This window comes from Vibrio sp. J2-4, assembly GCF_021728155.1.
Lineage (GTDB): Bacteria > Pseudomonadota > Gammaproteobacteria > Enterobacterales > Vibrionaceae > Vibrio > Vibrio diabolicus.
The window spans coordinates 398,997-422,761 of sequence record NZ_JAKKCN010000001.1; the positions used below are offsets into that span (position 1 = coordinate 398,997).

Consider the following 23,765-nt stretch of genomic DNA (forward strand, 5'->3'; position numbering starts at 1 on the left):
CCATGGATATCTTATTTCTATTTTTGATGGTGATTGGCTTCATGCTCGTCGGCGTGCCAATCGCAGTTTCTCTGGGGCTTTCCAGTATTCTTTTCCTTTTGATTCATTCGGATGCGTCTTTGGCGTCTGTTGCTCAAACGTTGTTTAATGCATTTGCTGGACACTACACTCTATTAGCAATTCCATTCTTCATTTTAGCTTCAAGCTTTATGTCGACAGGTGGTGTAGCAAAACGGATCATTCGTTTCGCGATTGCGATTGTAGGCTGGTTCCGTGGTGGTTTAGCGATGGCTTCGGTTGTCGCGTGTATGATGTTTGCCGCGCTATCAGGTTCATCTCCAGCAACGGTTGTTGCCATAGGTAGCATCGTTATCGCAGGTATGATCAAAAACGGTTACTCAAAAGAGTTTGCGGCCGGCGTAATTTGTAACGCAGGTACGCTAGGGATTTTGATTCCGCCGTCTATCGTTATGGTAGTTTACGCTGCCGCGACCGATGTGTCAGTTGGACGCATGTTTCTCGGTGGTGTGATACCGGGTTTGTTGGCTGGCGTCATGCTGATGATAGCGATCTATATTGCTGCCCGTATTAAGAACCTGCCAAAACAACCATTTGTCGGTTGGAAAGAGACGTTTGATGCAGCTAAGGATGCAAGCTGGGGCTTGTTGCTGGTGGTGATCATTCTCGGTGGTATTTATGGCGGTATTTTCACCCCAACAGAAGCCGCTGCAGTTGCTGCTGTGTACTCGTTCTTTATTGCCAACTTTGTATACAAAGACATGGGGCCATTTGCAGACAATAAAAACACTAAACCTGCGCTCGTTAAAATCTTCCAAACCTTCGTTCATAAAGACACCAAACACACGCTGTATGAAGCGGGTAAACTCACCATCATGCTGCTTTTCATTATTGCCAATGCGTTAATTTTGAAGCACGTTCTCACGGAAGAGCGCATCCCGCAAATGATCACAGAGTCAATGATGTCAGCTGGTTTAGGACCAATCACCTTCTTGATTGTGGTGAACGTATTGCTGTTGATTGGTGGTCAATTTATGGAGCCATCAGGCTTATTGATCATTGTTGCACCACTGGTGTTCCCAATTGCGATAGCACTGGGGATCGACCCAATTCACTTAGGTATTATGATGGTGGTGAATATGGAGATAGGTATGATAACACCACCTGTTGGGCTTAACTTGTTTGTTACTGCAGGTGTCGCCAAAATGTCGATGATGAATGTAGTAAAAGCCGCACTGCCATGGGTGGCGGTGATGTTCCTATTCCTCATTATTGTAACGTACGTGCCATGGGTGTCGACTTGGTTACCAACGACCTTGATGGGGCCAGAAATCATTACTAAGTAATGGCACCAGATATTTGAAGAAAAACAAAAGAGGTGTGATGATTCACACCTCTTCGTCTATGGGTTTGTAGCTAGGCCTACGAGGGTCTGGGTGGACTCGCCGCTCGTAGCTTCGCCACTTCTTTTTATTCTTGCGCCGCTCCTCGCCTGAACGTCTCTCTTCTTGATATTGCCCGTCTACCATCACGGTATCTGTAATGATCGGTATTCTCACTTTCTCGTTCATATCCGTAACAACCATGATGAATCAGTTATTAAAAATTATGATTCAAGTTGGATATAATACCAATCCTTGAGAATCGTTTTATTTATAGAGCTCTTTATCTATTTGATAGCGTTGCATTTTGTCATACAGAGTTTTTCGAGGCACATTCAATTGCGCCATTGTCTGTTTAATGCTGCCGTTATTTTCCAGTAATGCGCCTTCAATGGCTGCTCTCTCGAACTCTGCAACTTGTTCTGCAAGACTTGAAGAAGGCTTGGCAACCGGAGTCGATTCTCCTAACTGAATTAATTTACCCAATAGCACGAAACGCTCTGCTGCATTTCTTAGCTCGCGAACATTGCCTGGCCAGTCATGGTTCATCAGTTGGACGAGGTCGTGGGATGACAAACTGGGAGAGCTTTTACCGTAACGTGAAGCCGCTACCAATAGGAAATGATGGAAGAGGGCAGGGATGTCTTCTTTCCGTTCACGCAGTGGCGGGAGATCTAAGGTAACCACATTCAGTCGATAGTAAAGATCTTGGCGAAAGATTCCCTCTTCAGCAGCGCGTTTCAAATCGACTTTGGTGGCGGCAATCACTCGAATATCTAAGGGCAAGAGTTCATTCGAGCCGACACGCTCAATCACACGCTCTTGCAGTACTCTCAGTAAACGGATTTGGGCTTGGATTGGCATTGACTCTATTTCATCCAAGAAAAGTGTACCGCCTTGAGCAAATTCAAACTTACCGATACGGCGGCTTTCTGCGCCAGTAAATGCGCCTTTTTCATGCCCGTAGAGTTCGCTCTCAATCAAATTCTCTGGTACTGCACCACAATTTACTGCGACAAAGTTTTGGTTCCGTCGAGAGCTTTGCTCATGCAAAGAGCGGGCGATTAACTCTTTACCTGTACCAGTTTCGCCAAACAATAAGATATCTGCATCAGTATCGGCGATGTGAGCAATGGTTTCGCGTAACATTTGAATGCTAGACGTTTCTCCGATAACACGAGGTCCGAGCGTTTTACTTGCCTTGAGAGACAGGCGTAACTTCTCGTTTTCAACCGTTAATTGGCGCTTCTCAATGGCGCGCTTGACGGTTTCAACTAGGTGCTCAGGTGGGAATGGCTTTTCGATAAAATCATACGCTCCTTGGTGTAACGCATTAACTGCCATTGAGATATCGCCATGACCAGTAATCATAATCACGGGAAGATGGGTGTCTTTTCGTACAAGGGTATTCAGTAAATCCATCCCTGAAATACCGGGTAAGCAAATATCGGTAATCACCACACCTGGCTCGGCTCCCTGCTTAATGGCGAGTAAGGCAGATTCAGCGTCTGGAAAGAATGTGGCATCGATATCTGCCAATTCAAACGTTTGTTCTATTGCCAGTCTAAGATCGGCTTCATCATCAATAAAAAACACCTGACACATGATCTCATCCTTTTGATTGTTCTGTGTTGTTAGGAGCGATAGGTAAACACAATGAAAATCGAGCTCCGCCTTGTTCTCGATTTTGGGCACATAATCTTCCGTTCATACTGGCTAAGATTTGTTGCGAGATAGAGAGTCCTAAACCTAACCCATTTTGTTTGGTAGTTAGGAAAGGCTCACATAAGTCCGAAAGTGAGAAATCTCCAAGCCCTGGACCATTGTCATCTACATGAATCCAAACCAAACCGGCATGTTCGTCTTGCTCTACGGATAACTGTACTTGTTTGTCTTGTTGCTCTTTGAGAGCCTCTATCGCATTGGTCAGCAAATTAACCAACACTTGTTCAAGTTGAATGATATTGATCTGAACTTCAACATCGTGCTCTGGTACCTGCGTTTCTAGCGTGACACGTGCAGATTTAAGTGCGGGTTTCATCAGCTCTTTGACTGAGGCAATTACTGGAAACAAACGAGATTGAGCCAGCTCGTTTCCACTGGTTTTTTTAGCGAAAGAACGAAGCTGCTGACTGATGTTTGCCATACGATCAGTGAGGGCTGAGATGCGAGTTAGATTATCTTCCACTCGCTCATATTTTTCTTTTTGGAGGAACAGCTTGCCGTTTTCAGCAAAGCTGCGAATGGCCGCAAGTGGATTATTCAGTTCATGACTGATACTGGCTGACATTTGCCCCAATACTGCTAGTTTCGCAGCTTGAACGAGTTCGTCTTGCGTTAGGCGAAGTGTTTGTTCGGTTTCAATTCTCTGGGCGATTTCTGCTTGCAATTCTGCGGTGCGAGCCATGACTTGATATTCAAGTTTTTGATTGGCCTCTTGCTGAATTCTCTCAAGTTGTAAGTGGCGCTGTTGACGGTGATAGATGAGCTGGCCAATTAAAAACAACACGGTGAATGCAAGAGTAAGTACAAAAATGTAACCCATAGTGAGCCAGACGATAGACTGCTTAGGAGATAGTACACGGATAGTCAGCTTGAGCTCTGGTAGGGGCAACGAAGAGACCACCAAAGTCCCTTTGTTATATGGGTAACCTTGTTTTAGCTCAGAATGCGTTTCCTCCACATTGCCCACCAATCCTAGAGTTTCAATTGGCTCATCAAGGTATTGTCGGCTTGCCCAAACTTGTTTTCTTTCATTCTCAGTCAGTGGTTGTAAGCTTTTGAGTAGCCAATCACTTCGGCTACTCATGAAAACAATCCCGTGCGGATCGCTCGCGACAAACACACTATTTGGCTGCTGCCAGTTGTCTTCTATTTTACTCAAGTCCATCTTAACCACGACCACACCAAGGACGCCGCCCGCGTATATGATCGGATAAGAATAGTAGTAGCCACGCTTACCCGAAGTCGAACCCAGCGCGTAGTATTGGCTTCGTTCCCCAACGATTGCTTGTTTGAAATAAGGGCGGAACGCAAAATTTCGTCCAATAAAAGATCGCTCTTTACGCCAGTTGCTGGCCGCGACCGTCGTACCCCATTGATCGATTAAATAGGTATCTGCCGCTTCAATCACGTCATTAACGGATTCTAAATACCGATTGGTGAGTTCCAGTTGGGCACTGTTATTTGGATGCAGTAACGCTTGATGGAGAGGGTCATCTTTGGCCAGAAGATTAGGGATATGGGCGTATTTATCGAGTTTGTTTTTAATATGACTAGAAAATTGCTCAAGTTGGGACTGGTGTTTATCAAGCAATGATTGATAACTAGTCTGCCAAACCCAATGACCACCTATGATTGCGCAAAGGAAATAGAAGGCAAAAAAAGTCAGCAGAATCCGGTTTTTTTGCGACATCCTTACACTCCTTAAACCTTTCCTTTGGTCACGTAAGAAAATGTTAATAGTTTGTAGGGAGGATTAGGGATTTAGTTTTCAACTCTGTGGAGTAAAACAAGAGCAAGATCTCTTTTTAGGCTTTTCGATAAAAAAACCGGTCGATTCTCTTGAAAAAGTCGCTATTGTCCCCATTCTAGATATGCTGACGACACTTAGACGCTGTTTGAATCGCATTTTTGAAGAAAAAATGGGTCAGCATTCGAGAATTTAGCGCAGACAATGTCCACATAGTGGCTATTGGCTCGACAGGGTTGCGACAGATCGCTAGAATGTCGCGTCTAAAAATTCTGTCCTGAGGCTAATAGGAGATACCTTTGGTAATTTTATCGAAGATATCACTGATTAGTCCGGTACTGACAAACAGTATCGATACTCGATTTAAATTAGGTGTTCGGACAGAACACTACACAAGGATGAAGCGTAAGCTCCGCTGAGTTTCGCTCATACGCTCGGAAAACCGAGCCACTTTAGAGGTTTATATATAATGCAAGTTACTGTTGAAACGCTAGAGGGCCTAGAGCGCCGTCTAAACATTACTGTTCCAGCTGCAAACATCGAAGACGCTGTAACAGCTGAACTACGCAACATCGCTAAAAACCGTCGTTTCGATGGTTTCCGTAAGGGTAAAGTGCCTCTAAAAATGGTTGCTAAGATGTACGGCAAAGCAGTACGTCAAGACGTTCTTGGTGAAGTTATGCAACGCCACTTCATCGAAGCTATCGTTAAAGAGAAAATCAACCCAGCTGGCGCTCCAACTTTCGCTCCTGTAGAAAACAAAGAAGGTTCAGACCTAGTTTTCACTGCAACTTTTGAAGTTTACCCAGAAGTTGAGCTTAAAGGCCTAGAAAACATCACTGTTGAAAAACCGCTAACTGAAGTTAAAGACGCAGACGTAGAAGAGATGATCGATACTCTACGTAAGCAACAAGCTACTTGGGTTGAAGTTGAAGAAGCAGCAGAAGATGGCAAACGCGTAAGCATTGACTTCGTTGGTTCTATCGACGGTGAAGAATTCGAGGGCGGTAAAGCTGAGAACTTCCCACTAGAAATGGGCGCTGGTCGCATGATTCCTGGTTTCGAAGACGGTATCGCAGGTAAAACTGCAGGTATGGAATTCGACATCGATGTGACTTTCCCAGAAGATTACCACGCTGAAAACCTAAAAGGTAAAGCAGCTAAGTTCGCAATCAAAGTGAACAAAGTTGAAGCTCGTGAACTACCAGAACTAAACGACGAGTTCGTTGCTAAGTTCGGTGTTGTTGAAGGCGGTGTTGAAGCACTTAAAGCTGAAGTTCGTAAAAACATGGAACGCGAGCTTAAGCAAGCTGTTAAGAACCGCATCAAAGAGCAAGCGATTGACGGTCTAGTTGAGCAAAACGACATCAACGTACCATCAGCGCTTATCGAGCAAGAAATCCAAGTTCTACGTCAACAAGCTGCACAACGCTTCGGTGGTAACCCAGAAGCTGCTGCTCAGCTTCCACGTGAGCTGTTCGAAGAGCAAGCTAAACGTCGCGTAGTAGTTGGTCTTCTACTAGGTGAAGTAATCAAGTCTGAAGAGCTAAAAGCGGATGACGAGAAAGTTAAAGCTCTAATTGAAGAAATGGCTACTGCATACGAAGATCCATCAGAAGTTATTGCTTACTACGAGCAAAACGAAGAAATGATGAACAACATGCGCAATGTAGCTCTAGAAGAGCAAGCAATCGACGCGATCATCGCTAAAGCACAGGTTTCTGAGAAAGAAGTAGGCTTCAACGAGCTACTTAACCAACAACAACCTGCTGCTTAATAAGCAATATCTTGCGTAGAAGGTTGACTTAACGTTAACTATTCTGCTAACAATGGTCCGTATGATAGTCATCATCCGGGCCATTTATTTTAGGGACATAAGAATATGAGCTACCAAGAAAAAAATGCAATGTCGCCAATTATGGACGCGCTAGTACCAATGGTGGTTGAACAAACTTCCCGCGGCGAACGCTCTTACGACATCTACTCACGTCTGCTGAAAGAGCGCGTGATTTTTTTAACGGGTCAAGTGGAAGACCACATGGCAAACCTTGTCGTGGCTCAGCTACTTTTCCTAGAATCTGAAAATCCAGATAAAGATATTTTCCTATACATCAACTCGCCAGGCGGTAGCGTAACAGCTGGTATGTCTATCTACGATACCATGCAGTTTATTAAGCCAAATGTTAGCACTGTATGTATGGGTCAAGCATGTTCAATGGGTGCCTTCCTGTTAGCGGGTGGTGCGCCAGGTAAGCGTTACGTACTGCCTAACTCTCGTGTAATGATCCACCAACCATTGGGTGGTTTCCAGGGTCAAGCTTCTGATATCCAAATCCATGCTCAGGAAATTCTGACCATTAAGCAGAAGCTAAACAAGTTGTTAGCAGAACATACTGGCCAACCTCTTGAAGTCATTGAGCGCGATACTGATCGTGATAACTTCATGTCATCAGAGCAGGCTGTGGAATACGGTATCGTGGATGCAGTGTTAAGCCACCGCGGCGAGTAATTAGCCAGCGCATTTTGGCAAAAATTGATATACACTCATTCATGAAGAGTAAAGGCTAAGAGGTTAGCGAATGACAGATAAAAGCAAAGAAAGTGGCAGCGGTAAATTGCTGTACTGTTCTTTCTGCGGCAAAAGTCAGCACGAAGTTCGCAAGCTAATCGCAGGTCCGTCAGTGTACATTTGCGACGAGTGTGTCGACTTATGTAACGATATTATTCGCGAAGAAATCAAGGATGTTCTCCCTAAGAAAGAATCTGAAGCGTTACCAACGCCAAAACAGATCCGTGAACACCTTGATGACTATGTGATCGGGCAAGATTACGCGAAAAAAGTGCTCGCAGTTGCGGTATATAACCACTACAAGCGTTTACGCAATGGTGATACAACGAGTGAAGGTGTGGAGCTTGGTAAAAGTAACATCCTTCTAATTGGCCCAACAGGTAGCGGTAAAACACTACTTGCTGAGACATTAGCTCGATTCTTGGATGTGCCATTTACAATGGCAGACGCAACCACACTAACCGAGGCTGGTTATGTGGGTGAAGACGTTGAAAACATCATCCAAAAGCTTCTGCAAAAATGTGATTACGATGTAGCTAAAGCTGAACGCGGCATCGTTTACATTGATGAAATTGATAAAATTTCACGCAAAGCTGAAAACCCATCTATTACGCGTGACGTATCTGGTGAAGGTGTTCAGCAGGCGCTACTAAAACTTATCGAAGGTACGGTTGCATCGGTTCCACCTCAAGGTGGTCGTAAGCACCCTCAGCAAGAATTCCTACAAGTGGACACGTCGAAGATCCTGTTCATCTGTGGTGGTGCATTTGCTGGCCTAGATAAGGTGATTGAGCAGCGTGTTGCAACAGGTACAGGTATTGGCTTCGGTGCTGAAGTTCGTTCTAAAAACGAATCGAAGACCGTGGGTGAGCTATTTACTCAGGTTGAGCCTGAGGATCTAGTGAAGTACGGACTCATTCCAGAATTCATTGGTCGTCTTCCTGTGACAACAACACTGACTGAGCTTGATGAAGAAGCGTTGATTCAGATCCTATGTGAACCGAAGAACGCATTAACCAAGCAATACGCAGCATTGTTTGAGCTTGAAAACGCCGAACTTGAGTTCCGAGAAGATGCGCTGCGCGCTATCGCTAAGAAAGCAATGGAGCGTAAAACAGGTGCTCGTGGTTTACGCTCGATTCTTGAAGGCGTATTACTGGAAACCATGTACGAACTGCCATCTGCGACAGACGTAAGTAAGGTCGTGATTGATGAGTCCGTCATCAATGGTGAGTCAGAGCCATTGCTTATTTATAGCAACTCAGACAATCAGGCCGCTGGAGCAGAATAAATTCAGCCGTAATGAAAAAGGAGGTAAGTAATTACCTCCTTTTTTTATTTCTCTTATTGAATCCAAACAATTAGCCCCCATATAAATCGATAAGTAATACGTAAACGTGAAAGCGGAAGAGAGAATTATATGAACTTGGAACGTTCCGAGCGTATCGAGATCCCGGTACTACCTCTACGTGACGTAGTGGTCTACCCGCACATGGTTATTCCATTGTTTGTTGGTCGTGAGAAATCGATTAGCTGTTTAGAAACGGCGATGGAAACCAACAAACAAGTTCTTCTTGTGGCACAAAAGCAAGCTGATACTGACGAGCCTACGGTTGACGACCTATTTGAAGTAGGTACGGTAGCCACCATTCTCCAGCTACTGAAGCTTCCGGATGGCACAGTAAAAGTACTGGTTGAAGGCCAGCAACGTGCGAAAATTAATCACTTTAAAGAGAGTGACTTCTTCCTAGCGGAAGCGGAATTTGTGGTTACGCCAGAATTGGATGAGCGTGAGCAAGAAGTGATTGTTCGCAGTGCGATTAATCAGTTTGAAGGCTTCATTAAGCTAAACAAGAAGATTCCACCAGAAGTTCTAACCTCACTCAACGGCATCGACGAAGCAGCACGCTTAGCGGATACCATTGCAGCTCATATGCCGTTGAAGCTGGTGGATAAGCAGCAAGTACTTGAAATTGTTGATGTCACTGAGCGTCTGGAATTCCTAATGGGCCAGATGGAATCAGAGATCGATTTGCTGCAAGTTGAAAAACGCATTCGTGGTCGCGTTAAAAAGCAAATGGAAAAATCTCAGCGTGAGTACTATCTGAATGAGCAAATGAAAGCGATTCAGAAAGAACTTGGTGAGATGGAAGACGCACCAGACGAGTTCGAAACGCTGCAGAAGAAGATTGACGAATCAAAAATGCCTCAAGAGGCACGTGAAAAGACTGAGCAAGAGCTTCAAAAGCTTAAGATGATGTCTCCAATGTCTGCCGAAGCAACAGTGGTTCGTAGCTACATCGATTGGATGGTCAGCGTGCCTTGGGCTAAACGCTCAAAAGTTAAGAAAAATTTAGCGAAAGCAGAAGAGATTCTTAATGAAGACCACTACGGTCTAGAGCGCGTAAAAGAGCGTATTCTTGAATACTTGGCGGTTCAAAACCGAATCAATAAGTTAAAAGGTCCAATCCTTTGTCTTGTTGGTCCTCCAGGTGTGGGTAAAACGTCTCTTGGTCGTTCAATTGCTTCTGCTACAGGTCGTAAGTACGTTCGTATGGCGCTGGGTGGTGTACGTGATGAAGCAGAAATCCGCGGTCACCGCCGTACTTACATTGGCTCATTGCCAGGTAAATTAATCCAGAAGATGTCGAAAGTTGGCGTGAAGAACCCATTGTTCTTATTGGACGAAATCGACAAAATGTCTTCAGATATGCGCGGCGATCCGGCATCAGCGCTACTAGAAGTACTTGATCCTGAACAGAATAACTCGTTCAACGATCACTACTTAGAAGTGGATTACGACCTTTCTGACGTTATGTTCGTTGCAACCTCGAACTCGATGAACATTCCAGGTCCATTGTTAGACCGTATGGAAGTTATTCGTTTATCTGGTTACACCGAAGACGAGAAGCTGAACATTGCAAAACGTCACCTTGTTGATAAGCAAGTGAAGCGCAATGGTCTAAAACCAGATGAGATCATCATTGAAGACTCTGCGATTATTGGCATCATCCGTTATTACACTCGTGAAGCGGGTGTCCGTAACTTAGAACGTGAGATCTCTAAGATCTGCCGTAAAGCCGTGAAGAACATCTTGCTGGATAAAGACATCAAGTCAGTAACGGTAACGATGGACAACCTAAAAGAGTACTTGGGTGTTCAACGTTTCGATTACGGTAAAGCGGATGAAAGTAACCGAATTGGTCAAGTGACAGGTCTAGCTTGGACAGAAGTGGGTGGTGATCTGCTAACGATTGAAACTCAATCCATGCCAGGTAAAGGTAAGCTGACGCAAACGGGCTCTCTTGGTGACGTGATGCAAGAGTCTATCCAAGCCGCAATGACAGTAGTTCGCTCTCGTGCAGAAAAACTGGGTATCAATACTGACTTCTACGAGAAGAAAGATATTCACGTGCACGTACCGGAAGGCGCGACGCCAAAAGATGGCCCAAGTGCGGGTACTGCAATGTGTACTGCTTTGGTTTCAGCTCTGACAGGTAACCCTGTGAAAGCAGAGGTAGCGATGACGGGTGAAATCACACTGCGTGGTGAAGTCCTACCTATCGGTGGCCTAAAAGAGAAGTTACTTGCGGCACACCGTGGCGGCATTAAGACTGTGCTAATTCCAAAAGACAACGAGCGTGATTTGGAAGAGATTCCTGATAATGTTATCGCTGATCTGGAAGTCATCCCTGTACAGTGGATTGATGAAGTACTGAAAGTCGCACTAGAGCGAGACCCGACGGGCGTTGAGTTTGAGTCTAAAAAATAGTGATGTGCAGCAAAAATAAGTAAAAGTTTACGCTGATAAGTCTAAAAAGGCTTGTCAGCGTTTTTTTTGGGCGCTAAGTTAGTTTCGATAGCTGCCAGCCCTTGACGAATAAGGGATGGAGCATATTTTCTTAACAATGGAACGAAAGTCATCACAAAAATAATCACAGATGACACAAAGGGGAAATTACAGTGAATAAAACTCAGTTAGTAGAACAAATCGCAGAAAATGCAGACATTTCTAAAGCGTCAGCGGGTCGTGCTCTAGATGCATTCATCGAAGCAGTAAGCGGCACTCTTCAGTCTGGTGATCAAGTTGCTCTAGTTGGCTTTGGTACATTCAGCGTTCGTACTCGTGCTGCACGTACTGGTCGTAACCCAAAAACTGGTGAAGAAATCCAAATCGCAGAAGCAAAAGTACCAGCTTTTAAAGCTGGTAAAGCACTGAAAGACGCTTGTAACTAATCACAGCGTTAATTCTGTAACCGGCCATTTGCTTAACTTTTGCTCAAACAATAAGTTTCGAACAAAAATTTACAAACTTCGAGCCGAACTTTCTTAAATTATGCGCATCATACTGATGCGCATTTCTTTTTCTGATATTATTGCGCCATTATTTCTATTAGATAGAAGCAGTAGGCTTCAATTGTGGAGAGCAGTTAAATTATGATGGATCGACTACGCGAAGGCGTGAATAGCATCGCGGTCAAAATTATCCTTGGGCTTATCATCCTGTCTTTCGTATTTGCAGGTGTAGGTAGCTACATCGTTAGTGGTAACAACAACTCTGCAGCGAAAGTCGGTAACACTGAGATTCCTCGTGGTGAGTTCGAGATGGCATACCAAAATGAGCGTAACCGTATGCAAGCTCAGTTGGGTGACTACTTCTCTCAAATGCTGGCTGACCCTGCATATGTTGAATCTTTCCGCAAATCCGTTTTAGATCGAATGATCAATGACGTGTTGCTTGACCAACAAGCAGAAGCTTTAGGTCTGCGAATCAGCGACACCCAAGTTCGTAGCATGATTCTAGACATGCCTCAATTCCAATCTAATGGTCAGTTCGATCAAGAGATCTATCAAGCTTCTCTGCGTCGTGCAGGCTTTTCGCCAGACTCTTTTGCTGAGTACATGCGTCGTGAATTGGTTCGTGAACAACTGCTGAATGCACTACAAAACAGTGAATTTATTCTGCCAGGTGAAGTACAGGCAGAAGGTAAGCTGTTCACTCAAACTCGTGATATTCGCACGATTAAAATCGACTTAGCAGAGTTTGCGAAAAACATTGAATTGACTGACGAAGAAATTCAACAGTACTACAAAGCAAACCCTGACAACTTTACTCGCCCAGAGCAGGTTAAAGTCGCTTATATCGAACTGTCTGCTGAAGCGCTAAAGGAACAAGTTAATGTTTCTGACGCTGAGGTGAAAAAGTACTACGATGAGCACTTAAACAAATATTCTTCAGAAGAGCAGCGCCGTGTCGCTCATATTCTTGTAGAAGGGGACGATGAAGCAAAAGCGCAGGCTATCTTAGATGAGCTAAATGCGGGAGCAGATTTTGCGACGCTTGCTCAAGAGAAATCTGACGATTTTGGCAGTGCTGAAAACGGTGGTGACTTAGGTTGGATAGAGCGTGATGTGATGGACCCTGCTTTTGAAGAAGCGGCATTCGCGTTGAAGAATCCAGGCGATACGTCGGGTCTAGTAAAGTCGGACTTTGGTTACCATATTATCAAGCTTGAAGAGTTAAAAGACTCTGTGGCGAAGCCATTTGAAGAAGTAGCCGCTGAAATCAAACAAGAAATGGTTGACCAACAAGCGGTTGATCAATTCTACGAGCTACAAAGTGAGCTTGAGCGCGTAGCGTTTGAATACCCAGACTCATTGTATGACGCTTCTCAAGCGGTTAACCAAGAAGTGAAGACAACGGACTTTATTTCTCAAGTTGACGCACCTGAAGTGCTTCGTAACCCTGCGGTAATGCAAGCTATCCTTAGCCCAGAAGTAAAAGAAGATGGCTTAAACTCTGAAGCTATCGAAGTTGCACCTGAGCATATTATTGTTGTTCGTGTTGAAGATGCACGTGATGAGACGGTTCTTCCACTAGAAGAAGTGAAAGATCAGGTTATTGCAGAGCTTTCTCGCGTTAAGGGTGAGCAAGATGCGATGGAACTTGGTACACAGGTTGTTGCTGCATTGAAAGAAGGTAAGACAGATGTGCTTACTGAAAACAACCTTGCATTTGGTGAACAAGAGACAGTAGATCGCCGTTCTCCGTTGGCAACAACGGTATTCGCGATGGCAAAACCAGTCGATGGTAAGCCAGTATATGGTCAGTCTAAAGATCTTGAAGGTAACATTGTTATCATCGAGCTTGATGCTGTAAATGCTGAGCTAGATAGTGAGTTAGAAGAGCAAGTTGCGATGCAAATGCAGCGTGCATCTTCTCAGCAAGACCTATCATCTGTGTTAGCAGTACTGCGCGCAAACACTGACATTGAGTACTTTATTGTGAACAACTAAGCACAATTAGTGTAATTTGCATGTTAACTAAAACGGACCGCATAAGCGGTCCGTTTTATTTTTGTCTTTATTAACTTCAATCATCAATAAGCATTACTTAAATTAGTGCGCGTTTAAGTGATACCAGTCATTGCGAATATCGGGTCATCTAGGTTTGTTAACTGGATAGTGACTTGCTACTGGTGACTGGTTTTAGCCTACTATTTTGGAGATTGTATGTTCAATATGAAATGGATTTTGACATTGTGCTTATTTGTTTTTGCGCCTTTTAGCATGGCTGCGGATTCAGCCACTGACAAATATGAAGGAATTGAAATTACCGTAAATATCAACACGGCCTCTGCTGAAGAAATAGCGACCATGTTGAAAGGTATTGGTGAGAAGAAAGCGCAGAGTATCGTGGACTACCGCGAGGAGCATGGCCCTTTTAAAACGGCAGCAGATTTGAAGAGCGTAAAAGGCATTGGTGAAGCGACAGTTAAGAAAAACGAAGACCGCATTTTACTGTAGCTTGATGTATTTCAGATATTGAGTCTGAATTCAGAACAATATCTGTTTCCCTATTACTGCTTTCCCGAACCAACCCCTCTTTCGTGGTTCGGGATTTTTTATCCGAATAAACGACGGCGAAAACCTTTTTCCATTAGAGCCATTGTTAACCCACCGAACGCACCAAATAAATGAGCATCAATAGCAACGTTTGCGCCGATAAGCGCAGCAGTGCTGCTTGATGGACCATAGATCTGCTCCCATGCTACTTTGGCAATAAGCCCGCCGACCAACAACAAGCTGCTTCTTCTGCTTTCAAAGACTTCTCTGAGTGCCCAGAATCCAAATAGTCCGTGTAGTACGCCAGATAATCCCACGTACACCGACATGTTGGTAAACAAATTCATTGCGCCAACAAATGCGCACAAGAGTGAGAAAACGATAAGGAAGTTGCGAGTGCTTGGACGAAAAATAAAAGTAATGATCCACAATCCTGCCAGGTTCATCCCTAAGTGCGCAAAGTTGGTATGTGTGAGATTTCCTGTTACGATTCGCCACCATTCGCCATGGCGTATATTGTAGCTGTGCCACTCGGTTAGGCTTGCCATTGGTTCGAATTGAAGTATCAAACAGATCACGCTGATAATACTCAGCAAGGTATAAAGGTTCACTCTATGTCTCGTTATTGTTCTCGTTGTGGAAAATCGCAAAAAGCGTGTATTTGCCAATGGATTGTACCGTTGGCAAGCGAGGTAGAACTTATCATTCTTCAGCACACGAGTGAAGAACATCGTCCGCTTGGTACGGCACGGATTCTCAATTTGAGTTTAGATAACTGTATTTGTCTGATAGGAGAGGACTTTTCTGGTGATAATGTCTTAAATCACTTGTTGGCGGATGAATCATATCAACATTTTGTTCTTTACCCATCGGAACAGTCACGATGCATCTCTGAAATCAATCAAGTGAGTCGTAGTGTATCTAAGAAAATACGTTTGATTTTGCTCGATGGGACGTGGAAAAAAGCGTACAAAATGTGGCAGCTTTCTAGCAATTTACATCCACTCCCAACCGTGCAATTACCGAAGCAATTGCAAGGGCATTACACCATTCGTAAAGCGCCCTCTGAGAATAGCTTATCGACAGTCGAGGCAGGTTATCATTCGCTTCGTTTGCTTGAACCCGAGAGAGACTTTACACCGCTTATGCATGCCTTTGAAAAGATGATCGAATTCCAAATCGCCCAGATGCCGCCGGGCGTATTTGAAAAGAATTACTTGAAAGGTTGAGTGTTACTAAAGAACGATGGAAGAGAAAAGTTGACGGTGCAGCTTTTGCGCGTGACCATCGGTCATAGCAGAAATGTAATCGGCGATGACTCTCATCTTATTGCTTTCGCTTTTCGCTTGGCACCACAGTTCTCTTGTATGAACAGGCAGCAAGCGCTCTGGGTCCGCTGTTAAGGCTTCAAAAATGTCCATAATAATTTGCTGACCCTTATACTCAACGATCTGGACCTGCGGGACTTGGATAACAAAAGTACTGACAAAGTGTTTGAGTACGTCAAGTGCTCGTGCCATTTGTGGCTCTAAACACGCATTCCAAGACAGTAATGGATTATTGAAAGGCTCATCCACCGCCTTAATTGAAATGCTGGTCAGCAGGGCGTTAACCATACCACCGATGGCATCTTTCCGCTCATGATGCTTACCACTAAATAGCATCTGTCCGATGGAATCGATATGTGCTTCAAACCACGGGTCGCCACAGTCCGCTAATTGACTTGCTGCGCCTTCTTGCCATTGCTGACGTGTCACCATACCAAGTACGATTGCATCTTCTAAATCATGAACGCCGTAGGCGATATCGTCCGCTAGCTCCATGATTGAGCAATCGAGTGATTTAAAGCGCGTTTTACTGTGCTCAAACTCCGATTCTGGTTTTGAGCGCATTAGGCTAAGCAATGCCTTGTCGTTGTCAGAAAGCGGTGCAATTACCCAATCAAATAAGTCTTTATCACAATCATAAATGCCCTTAGCTGGGCTCCAATCTTTGGCTTTTAGTTTACGTTGATGCTCAGCTGGTTGAGGCAACTTGACGGAGCGTGTTTGACTAATAAGGGCAGGGTACTTAATCAAACCAAGCAGTGTGCGGCGTGATAAATTCATTCCGAAATGCTCGGTATAAGGCTCTAACTTAGTGACGATACGAAAGGTTTGGGCGTTCCCCTCGAAGCCGCCATGTTCGCGCATTACGTAGTTTAGAGCGACTTCTCCCCCATGACCGTATGGAGGATGCCCGATGTCGTGCGCCAAACATAATGAATCAATTAAGCTGTCTGATGGCAATAGATCACGGAACTCTGGTTGTTTTTTCTTTAACTGGGCGACGATACCGGTCCCGAGTTGCGACGCTTCTAAGGAGTGTGTTAACCGGCTGCGGTGAAAGTCTTCCAAGCTATTGCCGTGTACTTGGGTTTTTGCTTGTAAGCGTCGAAATGCAGCCGAGTGAAGAATGCGCGCTCGGTCTCGTTGGTACGGGCTCCGATGGTCGTCACGACGGATTTTATGCTCATCATCATGGCGCTCTTGCCATTGCGGGTGTAATTCAAACGACACGATTATCTCCGTAAGCTAACTGATTTCATCTAACGATAATTCGAAACTTGGGGCAAAGGTATTGAGAAAGTAATCCATTTCAGGCGTTTTGCGTTCTTGCAAAGTGACGTCTAAGCGTTTTTTTGCCAGAGCGAACTCATGATTGCCTGCGCTTAGTTCTTCGAGACATTTTAAATAGGCACAGATGGAATCGGCTTGCTTAACGATTTTTGCGTCCTCTTCGTGTGCAGAGTGAGAAAGAAGGTAGGGGGCAAATTCATCTTGGAACTCTTCCGGTAACATTGAGAGTAATTTTTGTTCCGCTGCTGATTCTATCTTCTTATATTCTTTGGCAATTTCAGGGTTGTAATACTTCACTGGGGTTGGAAGGTCACCCGTTAATACTTCGCTAGAGTCATGGTACATGGCAAGAATCGCGATGCGTTCTGGATTGAGGTTGCCGCCGAACTTTTTGTTTTTAATTAGGGCAAGGGCATGAGCGACAAAAGCAACTTGTAAGCTATGCTCTGAAACGTTTTCTGGTGAGACGGACCGCATTAAAGGCCAGCGTTGGATCAGCTTCATTCGAGCCAGGTGGGCGAAAAAATGGCTTTCTTTCATGGCTTTCTCCGTTTCTGGTGTAAAAAAGGAACTCACTAGGAGTTCCTCTAAGCATATGAGAGATCAGCACTAATTACTACCAGTGATTCATTACTGGCTGTAGGTTGATAGGAATCGCTCAAAACGTCCAATGGCGATTTCTAGATCTTCAACGTGTGGCAGTGTAACTATGCGGAAATGGTCTGGTTTTGGCCAGTTGAAACCGGAACCTTGCACCAGTAAGACCTTCTCTTGTTTTAAGAAATCTAAAACCATCTGCTGATCGTTCTTGATGTTGTACATTTTTGTGTCGATTTTCGGGAAGAGGTACATAGCACCCTTAGGTTTGACACAAGAAACACCAGGAATCTGATTGATCAGTTCATACGCTCTATTGCGCTGCTCTAATAAACGTCCGCCAGGTAAAATCAGTTCATTGATACTCTGGTATCCACCTAGCGCAGTTTGAATTGCATGTTGCATTGGTACGTTTGCACATAAACGCATCGATGAAAGCAACTCCAAGCCATTCACGTACCCTTGAGCTAGATGTTTAGGCCCCGTTAGGAACATCCAGCCACCACGGAAACCGCAAACGCGGTAGGCTTTTGAAAGGCCATTGAATGTCATGACGAGCACGTCTTCAGTGAGTGTTGCGACTGAGGTATGTGTTGCACCGTCGTACAACACTTTGTCGTAGATCTCATCTGCGAAAATGATCAGTTTGTGCTGGCGCGCGATTTCAATCACTTCAAGTAGGAAATCACGGCTGTATACCGCACCTGTCGGATTGTTCGGGTTGATCAGAACAATGCCACGTGTCTTTGGTGTGATTTTCTTTTTGATGTCTTCAAGATCTGGGTACCAGTCTGCACCTTCATCACATAGGTAATGAACCGGCTTACCGCCTGATAGTGCAACTGAAGCTGTCCACAACGGATAATCAGGTGCTGGGATTAGCATTTCGTCGCCATTATTTAACAGCGCTTGCATGGCCATCACGATCAGCTCAGACACGCCGTTACCCACATACACATCTTCGACATCTAGCGAACGGATACCTTTACGTTGATAGTGTTGGACCACGGCTTTACGAGCAGAGTAAATGCCTTTGGAATCACAATAGCCTTGAGAAGTCGGCAGATTACGAATCACGTCGACTAAAATCTCATCAGGGGCGTCAAAACCAAATGGGGCAGGGTTACCAATGTTTAGCTTTAGGATTTTATGCCCTTCTTCTTCCATGCGCTTAGCATGTTTGAGTACAGGACCCCTAATGTCGTAGCAGACATTATCGAGTTTTGACGACATCCCGATATTTTGCATTGTATAATTCCTAAAAATTCGTTAATTTCTTTATTAAAATACAATAATTTGTTTTTTATTAGAATATATATCTGTAAATTATCTGTTTGCTGGTTAAGTTTTGCTCGTTTGCTATCACAGGATTTTGCAAAAGATCGCATACGACCTTGATTTGCTTTGGGTCTAAACTTAGAGTAGCCGTCAGTTACCATTTATCCTCACATACTACGAGGTTGATTTGTCACAGTTCCATCAAGCCGTAAAGAGAATTATCGAGCGAGTTCAGCAAGCGGAAGGCAATCAAACACGTCTGGTCGAGCCCCTGAGCGAGAAACCTAATTTCTCATTTATTGATTGGCTTGATGCACAACCACTTTTCCCTAAATTCTACTGGCAGTCCCGCGATACTCGTGAAGAGGTCGTTGCACTAGGGCAATTACACGCTTTTGTTGAGCCAGGCCCTGCTTATACCATTCTAGGTGAAGGGCAACGAGTCTGGGGCGGACGCTCTTTTGACGGCCAGCATGAGAAGAATCGTCGCTGTATGCCTTCTTTCTTCTTTTTGCCTCAAATTGAGTTAATTCGTTTTGACCAACAATGGTCTCTCGCAGTTAATATTTCAGAAGATAAAGCACGAACCCTAGCAGGACTGAATAAACTGGTTTGTGAGGTCGCGACCTTAGCTCCGATTTCTTCTCACATCCGCTCTATTGTTCATACGCCAAGTCAGCCTCAATGGAATGAGTTAGTTCATAGGGTTTTGACTGGTATAGAGAATGATGATTTTAAGAAAGTGGTATTGGCGCGTCGCTCTACCGTGCAGCTTGATAACACATTAAGTGCTGCACAATTGCTGAAAGCGAGTTACTTAAATAACCATCATAGTTTCCATTTCATGCTGAGCTTAGACAGCAAACACAGCTTTATGGGTTCTACGCCAGAACGTTTGTATTCTCGCGTAGGGCATGAACTTCATACCGAAGCGTTAGCAGGCACGATTGGTCGAGGGGACAATGCCACTCACGATATGGAGTTGGCGAATTGGTTATCCCAAGACCAAAAGAACCTCAACGAAAACCAATACGTAGTTGATGACATTATTGATCGCCTATCACCGCATTCCGAAGCGGTTGAAGTGGAGGCCGAGGCAAGTTTGGTTAGGCTACGAAAAGTGCAACACCTCAAGCGAAATATTCACGCGAGCCTAAAGACGGGAATAAACGGTGTTCAGTTGTTATCGGCGCTTCAGCCAACGGCCGCGGTTGCTGGCTTACCTCGACAAGAATCCATGCAGTTTATTCTGGACAATGAGCCCTTTGCACGCGGCTGGTACGCGGGGTCAATGGGTTACATAAGCCATGAACGAGCAGAGTTTTGTGTCGCGATCAGAAGTGCGCTTGTGCTCGGTGACCAAGTACAACTGTTTGCGGGCGCAGGTATTGTGCCAGGCTCTGTAGCAGAGCATGAGTGGGCGGAACTTGATAAGAAAATGTCGACGTTACTTACGCTGATTTCTGATCACCCCCCGTTGGGAGTCGCATCATGAATCATGACCAAGCGGTGCTCAATCGAATTTGGTCAGAAACCATATTGATTGAGCTTCAGCGATTTGGCGTTAAGCATGTTTGTATCGCTCCTGGCTCTCGTTCTACTCCTTTAACTTTAGAGGCGGCAGAACAGTCCAATTTTTCTATTCATACTCACTTTGATGAGCGTGGTCTCGGCTTTATGGCTCTTGGTTTAGCGAAAGCTACTCAAGAGCCAGTGGCAATCATCGTTACCTCTGGTACGGCAGTGGCGAACTTATTACCAGCCGTTGCGGAGGCTAGGCTTACTGGTGAAAAGCTGGTGCTGCTCACTGCGGATCGTCCGATGGAGCTCGTTGGCTGTGGCGCAAACCAAGCGATTAACCAGTTGGGTATTTTTTCACATCATGTCTCGGCCAGCTTGAATTTACCAAGCCCAACTTTAACAACATCGCTTAATTGGTTGCTGACCTCTGTTGACGAAGTGATGTTTACTCAGCAGCTGCAAGGCAGTGCTGTTCATATTAACTGTGCATTTCCAGAACCTTTGTATTCCAACGGTGCAAAAGCGGATTATCAAACCTACTTAGACTCGGTAGCCGGATGGCGAAAAGGAAGTGGTAGTTATACCCAGCGTTTTAGCCACTTGTCACAGGCGAAAATCCCGTCTTGTGCGGATAAAAAAGGCTTGGTTGTGATTGGCAGCTTACCGCTTGAACAAGCGAAGTCGGCGCAGGCATTTGCACAAAAGATGGGATGGCCAGTACTTGCAGACCAGCAAAGTGGTCTCAGTTCGGATTGGGCGCATTACGATGTATGGCTTCAACTTCCCGAGTTCGCAAACGAGCTTGAATCTTGTGAACTTATTATCCAATTTGGTAGCCGAATCATCTCCAAACGTTTGAACCAGTGGATTGATAAACAAGTTTCGCAAAATCAACAAAGTAAAGACGTTCAATACTGGTATATCTCGCCGCGTATGGACCGTAATAACCAAAATCATCTGGCGCAAATGCACTGGGTTGAGCTTCCTCAAACTTGGATTTCTCGCATTAGCTTTGAGAAGCCAATATTTGCTGGGTGGGCTGATAGGTTAGCGAATGGAGTTAAGCGAGTTCATCAACGTATCGAAGAAGCTTTCCTATCTGATTCAGCGTCTGCCATTGACGAAATTGCGTTGGCAGCAGACATCAACGAGCGCACTAAAAACGCTGATGTCTTTTTGGGTAACAGTTTGTTTGTTCGACTTGTCGATATGTACGGCAAACTTGATGATGTAGAAGTGTTCACTAACCGAGGCGCGTCAGGAATTGACGGTTTGTTTGCTACCGCATCAGGTGTGCAGCGAGCAAGAGGTAATCCGTTACTGATGTATATTGGTGACACATCAGCACTGTATGATCTCAATTCACTAGCGCTGTTTTCTCACAATAAATTGCCGACGGTACTTGTGGTCACAAACAATGATGGTGGCGCAATTTTCGATATGTTACCGGTGCCTCAGGAGCATCGCACTGCGTACTACCAAATGCCCCACGGTTATCAGTTTGAACATGCAGCCAAACAGTTTGGTTTAAAGTATGAGAAGCCAACTACGTTAGAAATGTATCAAGCAATGGTTGCCGAGCACCTGTCGAGCGGTCAAGGCACACTGCTGGTGGAAGTTCAAACCCCACCAAGCCAAGCCGCAGAGTTGATAAAGGCATTTAATAAGAGCCTGCATGCTTCACTCTGAGCGTCTCTCTTCAACTGAAAAACACCAAAGTGGTGATCTTCCCACTCTGGTGTTTTTGCATGGCTTTTTAGGAAGTGGTGCTGATTGGCAAGCTTGTTTGGATGAGCTGACTCGGTTTGAACGAATTGTTATAGACCTTCCTGGTCATGGTCGTAGCCAGTTTACAAAGTGCAACGATCTCGATGATTGCTGCAAACTTCTTAATTCCACACTATCTTTATTATTTCCTCCGCAACAACCACTTATTTTGATTGGTTACTCGATGGGCGGCCGTATTACGATGCATGGTATTGCCAATCAATGCTTCTCAGATCTCAATATTGTGGGCGCAATTGTTGAAGGGGGAAACTTCGGGCTTCAAACTGAGTCAGAGAAACAGGTGAGATTGGAGAATGATGCTCGCTGGGCAAAGCGTTTCAAAACAGAACCACTTGAACGTGTTTTGAACGATTGGTATCAGCAAGCGGTGTTTTCTTCACTAAACCATGAGCAAAGACAAACATTAATTGCGAAGCGAAGTGATAATCTTGGCTCGGCGGTCGCGAGCATGCTGATGGCAACATCGTTAGCCAAGCAGGCGTATTTGTTGCCCACACTGAAAAAGCAGAATATACCGATGTATTACTTGTGTGGCGCGAAAGACCAAAAATTTAGCCAACTGGCACAACGTAGCGGGTTGGCGTATCGACAAGTTGAAGGCGCAGGACATAACGTTCATCAAGAGCAGCCCCAACAATTTGCGATGCATATTAAGCAAATAATTCAATCTCACTTTGGTGAGAGTAACGAGAACAATGGGAATCACCATGGCTAAAACAGTAGGCATTTCTGAAGAAGAACTTTACGCTCCGGTTCAATGGAAAGATTGCAGCGAGAAATACGAGGATATTCACTACCATAAATCTGAAGATGGTATCGCGAAAATTACCATTGCACGCCCACAAGTGCGTAATGCATTCCGCCCTCAAACAGTAAAAGAGATGATTGATGCGTTGGCAGATGCGCGTTACGACTCTGGTGTTGGCGTGATCATTCTGACAGGTCTAGGTGAAGACGCATTCTGTTCTGGCGGCGACCAGAAGATCCGTGGCGACTACGGCGGCTATAAAGACGACCAAGGTACACACCACCTAAACGTATTGGACTTCCAACGTGATATTCGCACTTGTCCAAAACCAGTGATCGCATCGGTAGCAGGTTGGGCTGTGGGCGGTGGTCACGTACTGCACATGATGTGTGACCTAACGATTGCGGCTGACAACGCTCAATTTGGTCAAACAGGCCCTAAAGTGGGTTCATTTGACGGCGGTTGGGGCGCATCTTACATGGCTCGTATCGTAGGCCAAAAGAAAGCTCGCGAAATCTGGTTCCTATGTCGTTTCTACAATGCTCAAGAAGCGTTAGACATGGGCTTGGTCAACACGGTTGTGCCGCTAGAAGAGCTAGAGAAAGAAACCGTTCGTTGGTGTCGTGAAGTTCTTCAGCATAGTCCAATGGCGCTACGCTGTCTGAAAGCTGCATTGAATGCGGACTGTGATGGTCAAGCAGGTCTTCAAGAGCTTGCGGGTAACGCAACGATGATGTTCTACATGACCGATGAAGGACAAGAAGGTCGTAACGCATTCAATGAGAAACGTCGCCCAGACTTCGACAAATTCCCTCGTAACCCATAATCCGTATAAAAAGAGGAGTGTTTTAGCTCCTCTGTTCCATTTTTCCTGAGCGCCTCGCCCTCTGGGAGGCTGGTGGGATTGCTCGCCAGAACGCTCAAATAT

Annotated in this window: 20 protein-coding genes; 13 read left to right on the plus strand and 7 right to left on the minus strand. The window is 44.9% G+C overall.

Translation table 11 applies throughout. The annotated features are described in order from the left end of the window. Positions 1–2 precede the first annotated feature (2 nt). Positions 3–1,364: a TRAP transporter large permease gene (locus tag L3V32_RS01845; protein ID WP_053807126.1), complete on the plus strand. Its 1,362-nt coding sequence runs from the start codon at positions 3–5 to the stop codon at positions 1,362–1,364. Between the two features lie 42 nt (positions 1,365–1,406). Here L3V32_RS01845 and L3V32_RS01850 read toward each other — a convergent pair whose 3' ends face one another. The 3 genes from L3V32_RS01850 to L3V32_RS01860 form a co-directional block, all read right to left on the minus strand. Beyond that, positions 1,407–1,589: a hypothetical protein gene (locus tag L3V32_RS01850; protein WP_041853050.1), complete on the minus strand. Its 183-nt coding sequence runs from the start codon at positions 1,587–1,589 to the stop codon at positions 1,407–1,409. 78 nt (positions 1,590–1,667) lie between these two features. Then, complete coding sequence (locus tag L3V32_RS01855; RefSeq protein WP_237283720.1) at positions 1,668–3,005, minus strand: sigma-54 dependent transcriptional regulator; 1,338 nt, start codon at positions 3,003–3,005, stop codon at positions 1,668–1,670. Positions 3,006–3,009: 4 nt separating this feature from the next. Then, positions 3,010–4,815, minus strand: coding sequence for an ATP-binding protein (locus L3V32_RS01860; protein WP_237283721.1), 1,806 nt, complete (start codon positions 4,813–4,815; stop codon positions 3,010–3,012). Between the two features lie 526 nt (positions 4,816–5,341). Here L3V32_RS01860 and tig point away from each other — a divergent pair. The 7 genes from tig to L3V32_RS01895 all read left to right on the plus strand — a co-directional run bounded on the left by tig (position 5,342) and on the right by L3V32_RS01895 (position 14,248). Further along, positions 5,342–6,649 carry a trigger factor gene (gene tig, locus L3V32_RS01865; protein ID WP_005390526.1) on the plus strand — a complete coding sequence of 436 codons (1,308 nt, stop codon included), beginning with the start codon at positions 5,342–5,344 and terminating at the stop codon, positions 6,647–6,649. 105 nt (positions 6,650–6,754) lie between these two features. Next, positions 6,755–7,381 carry an ATP-dependent Clp endopeptidase proteolytic subunit ClpP gene (clpP, locus tag L3V32_RS01870; RefSeq protein ID WP_005382347.1) on the plus strand — a complete coding sequence of 209 codons (627 nt, stop codon included), beginning with the start codon at positions 6,755–6,757 and terminating at the stop codon, positions 7,379–7,381. Positions 7,382–7,451: 70 nt separating this feature from the next. Continuing rightward, positions 7,452–8,732 (plus strand): ATP-dependent protease ATP-binding subunit ClpX, encoded by a 1,281-nt coding sequence (gene clpX, locus L3V32_RS01875; protein WP_005390528.1) that lies wholly within the window; start codon positions 7,452–7,454, stop codon positions 8,730–8,732. Positions 8,733–8,861: 129 nt separating this feature from the next. Next, entirely contained in the window at positions 8,862–11,213 is a 2,352-nt protein-coding gene (gene lon / locus L3V32_RS01880) for an endopeptidase La (RefSeq protein ID WP_237283722.1), read from the plus strand. A gap of 191 nt (positions 11,214–11,404) precedes the next feature. After that, on the plus strand, positions 11,405–11,677 hold the full coding sequence (locus tag L3V32_RS01885) for an HU family DNA-binding protein (protein ID WP_005382341.1): 273 nt from the start codon (positions 11,405–11,407) through the stop codon (positions 11,675–11,677). A 201-nt stretch (positions 11,678–11,878) separates the two neighbouring features. Beyond that, entirely contained in the window at positions 11,879–13,738 is a 1,860-nt protein-coding gene (gene ppiD, locus L3V32_RS01890) for a peptidylprolyl isomerase (RefSeq protein ID WP_237283723.1), read from the plus strand. A 225-nt stretch (positions 13,739–13,963) separates the two neighbouring features. Continuing rightward, positions 13,964–14,248: a ComEA family DNA-binding protein gene (locus tag L3V32_RS01895; protein WP_031780151.1), complete on the plus strand. Its 285-nt coding sequence runs from the start codon at positions 13,964–13,966 to the stop codon at positions 14,246–14,248. Between the two features lie 98 nt (positions 14,249–14,346). On the opposite strand, the gene rrtA is transcribed toward L3V32_RS01895, so the two are convergent. After that, positions 14,347–14,898, minus strand: a complete 552-nt coding sequence (gene rrtA, locus L3V32_RS01900; RefSeq protein ID WP_047009480.1) for a rhombosortase — start codon at positions 14,896–14,898, stop codon at positions 14,347–14,349. A 3-nt stretch (positions 14,899–14,901) separates the two neighbouring features. Here rrtA and L3V32_RS01905 point away from each other — a divergent pair, with 3 nt between their 5' ends. Then, positions 14,902–15,516 (plus strand): tRNA-uridine aminocarboxypropyltransferase, encoded by a 615-nt coding sequence (locus L3V32_RS01905; protein ID WP_237283724.1) that lies wholly within the window; start codon positions 14,902–14,904, stop codon positions 15,514–15,516. Between the two features lie 6 nt (positions 15,517–15,522). Here L3V32_RS01905 and L3V32_RS01910 read toward each other — a convergent pair whose 3' ends face one another. The 3 genes from L3V32_RS01910 to L3V32_RS01920 all read right to left on the minus strand — a co-directional run bounded on the left by L3V32_RS01910 (position 15,523) and on the right by L3V32_RS01920 (position 18,750). After that, positions 15,523–16,845, minus strand: a complete 1,323-nt coding sequence (locus L3V32_RS01910) for an anti-phage deoxyguanosine triphosphatase (RefSeq protein ID WP_164666890.1) — start codon at positions 16,843–16,845, stop codon at positions 15,523–15,525. A gap of 15 nt (positions 16,846–16,860) precedes the next feature. After that, positions 16,861–17,445 (minus strand): 5'-deoxynucleotidase, encoded by a 585-nt coding sequence (yfbR, locus tag L3V32_RS01915; RefSeq protein WP_237283938.1) that lies wholly within the window; start codon positions 17,443–17,445, stop codon positions 16,861–16,863. A gap of 90 nt (positions 17,446–17,535) precedes the next feature. Next, entirely contained in the window at positions 17,536–18,750 is a 1,215-nt protein-coding gene (locus tag L3V32_RS01920; protein WP_005390543.1) for a pyridoxal phosphate-dependent aminotransferase, read from the minus strand. A 217-nt stretch (positions 18,751–18,967) separates the two neighbouring features. Between L3V32_RS01920 and L3V32_RS01925 the strand changes: the two genes are divergently transcribed. The 4 genes from L3V32_RS01925 to menB are packed head-to-tail and all read left to right on the plus strand — an operon-like array spanning position 18,968 to position 23,663. Beyond that, positions 18,968–20,275 (plus strand): isochorismate synthase MenF, encoded by a 1,308-nt coding sequence (locus L3V32_RS01925; RefSeq protein ID WP_114322552.1) that lies wholly within the window; start codon positions 18,968–18,970, stop codon positions 20,273–20,275. Continuing rightward, positions 20,272–21,990, plus strand: a complete 1,719-nt coding sequence (menD, locus tag L3V32_RS01930; protein WP_145532318.1) for a 2-succinyl-5-enolpyruvyl-6-hydroxy-3-cyclohexene-1-carboxylic-acid synthase — start codon at positions 20,272–20,274, stop codon at positions 21,988–21,990. The genes L3V32_RS01925 and menD overlap by 4 nt, the downstream gene beginning before the upstream one ends. Further along, positions 21,977–22,804, plus strand: a complete 828-nt coding sequence (menH, locus tag L3V32_RS01935) for a 2-succinyl-6-hydroxy-2,4-cyclohexadiene-1-carboxylate synthase (RefSeq protein ID WP_237283725.1) — start codon at positions 21,977–21,979, stop codon at positions 22,802–22,804. Before menD ends, menH begins: the two co-directional genes overlap by 14 nt. Then, positions 22,797–23,663, plus strand: a complete 867-nt coding sequence (gene menB / locus L3V32_RS01940) for a 1,4-dihydroxy-2-naphthoyl-CoA synthase (RefSeq protein ID WP_012842018.1) — start codon at positions 22,797–22,799, stop codon at positions 23,661–23,663. The genes menH and menB overlap by 8 nt, the downstream gene beginning before the upstream one ends. The last annotated feature ends 102 nt before the right edge of the window (positions 23,664–23,765 follow it).

What these genes read in the sequence shown, in the direction of transcription:
- L3V32_RS01845 (WP_053807126.1), top strand. Translation starts at nt 3, where the DNA reads ATGGATATCTTATTTCTATTTTTGATGGTGATTGGCTTCATGCTCGTC.
- L3V32_RS01850 (WP_041853050.1), bottom strand. Translation starts at nt 1,589, where the DNA reads ATGAACGAGAAAGTGAGAATACCGATCATTACAGATACCGTGATGGTA.
- L3V32_RS01855 (WP_237283720.1), bottom strand. Translation starts at nt 3,005, where the DNA reads ATGTGTCAGGTGTTTTTTATTGATGATGAAGCCGATCTTAGACTGGCA.
- L3V32_RS01860 (WP_237283721.1), bottom strand. Translation starts at nt 4,815, where the DNA reads ATGTCGCAAAAAAACCGGATTCTGCTGACTTTTTTTGCCTTCTATTTC.
- tig (WP_005390526.1), top strand. Translation starts at nt 5,342, where the DNA reads ATGCAAGTTACTGTTGAAACGCTAGAGGGCCTAGAGCGCCGTCTAAAC.
- clpP (WP_005382347.1), top strand. Translation starts at nt 6,755, where the DNA reads ATGAGCTACCAAGAAAAAAATGCAATGTCGCCAATTATGGACGCGCTA.
- clpX (WP_005390528.1), top strand. Translation starts at nt 7,452, where the DNA reads ATGACAGATAAAAGCAAAGAAAGTGGCAGCGGTAAATTGCTGTACTGT.
- lon (WP_237283722.1), top strand. Translation starts at nt 8,862, where the DNA reads ATGAACTTGGAACGTTCCGAGCGTATCGAGATCCCGGTACTACCTCTA.
- ppiD (WP_237283723.1), top strand. Translation starts at nt 11,879, where the DNA reads ATGATGGATCGACTACGCGAAGGCGTGAATAGCATCGCGGTCAAAATT.
- L3V32_RS01895 (WP_031780151.1), top strand. Translation starts at nt 13,964, where the DNA reads ATGAAATGGATTTTGACATTGTGCTTATTTGTTTTTGCGCCTTTTAGC.
- L3V32_RS01905 (WP_237283724.1), top strand. Translation starts at nt 14,902, where the DNA reads ATGTCTCGTTATTGTTCTCGTTGTGGAAAATCGCAAAAAGCGTGTATT.
- yfbR (WP_237283938.1), bottom strand. Translation starts at nt 17,445, where the DNA reads ATGAAAGAAAGCCATTTTTTCGCCCACCTGGCTCGAATGAAGCTGATC.
- L3V32_RS01920 (WP_005390543.1), bottom strand. Translation starts at nt 18,750, where the DNA reads ATGCAAAATATCGGGATGTCGTCAAAACTCGATAATGTCTGCTACGAC.
- menD (WP_145532318.1), top strand. Translation starts at nt 20,272, where the DNA reads ATGAATCATGACCAAGCGGTGCTCAATCGAATTTGGTCAGAAACCATA.
- menH (WP_237283725.1), top strand. Translation starts at nt 21,977, where the DNA reads ATGCTTCACTCTGAGCGTCTCTCTTCAACTGAAAAACACCAAAGTGGT.
- menB (WP_012842018.1), top strand. Translation starts at nt 22,797, where the DNA reads ATGGCTAAAACAGTAGGCATTTCTGAAGAAGAACTTTACGCTCCGGTT.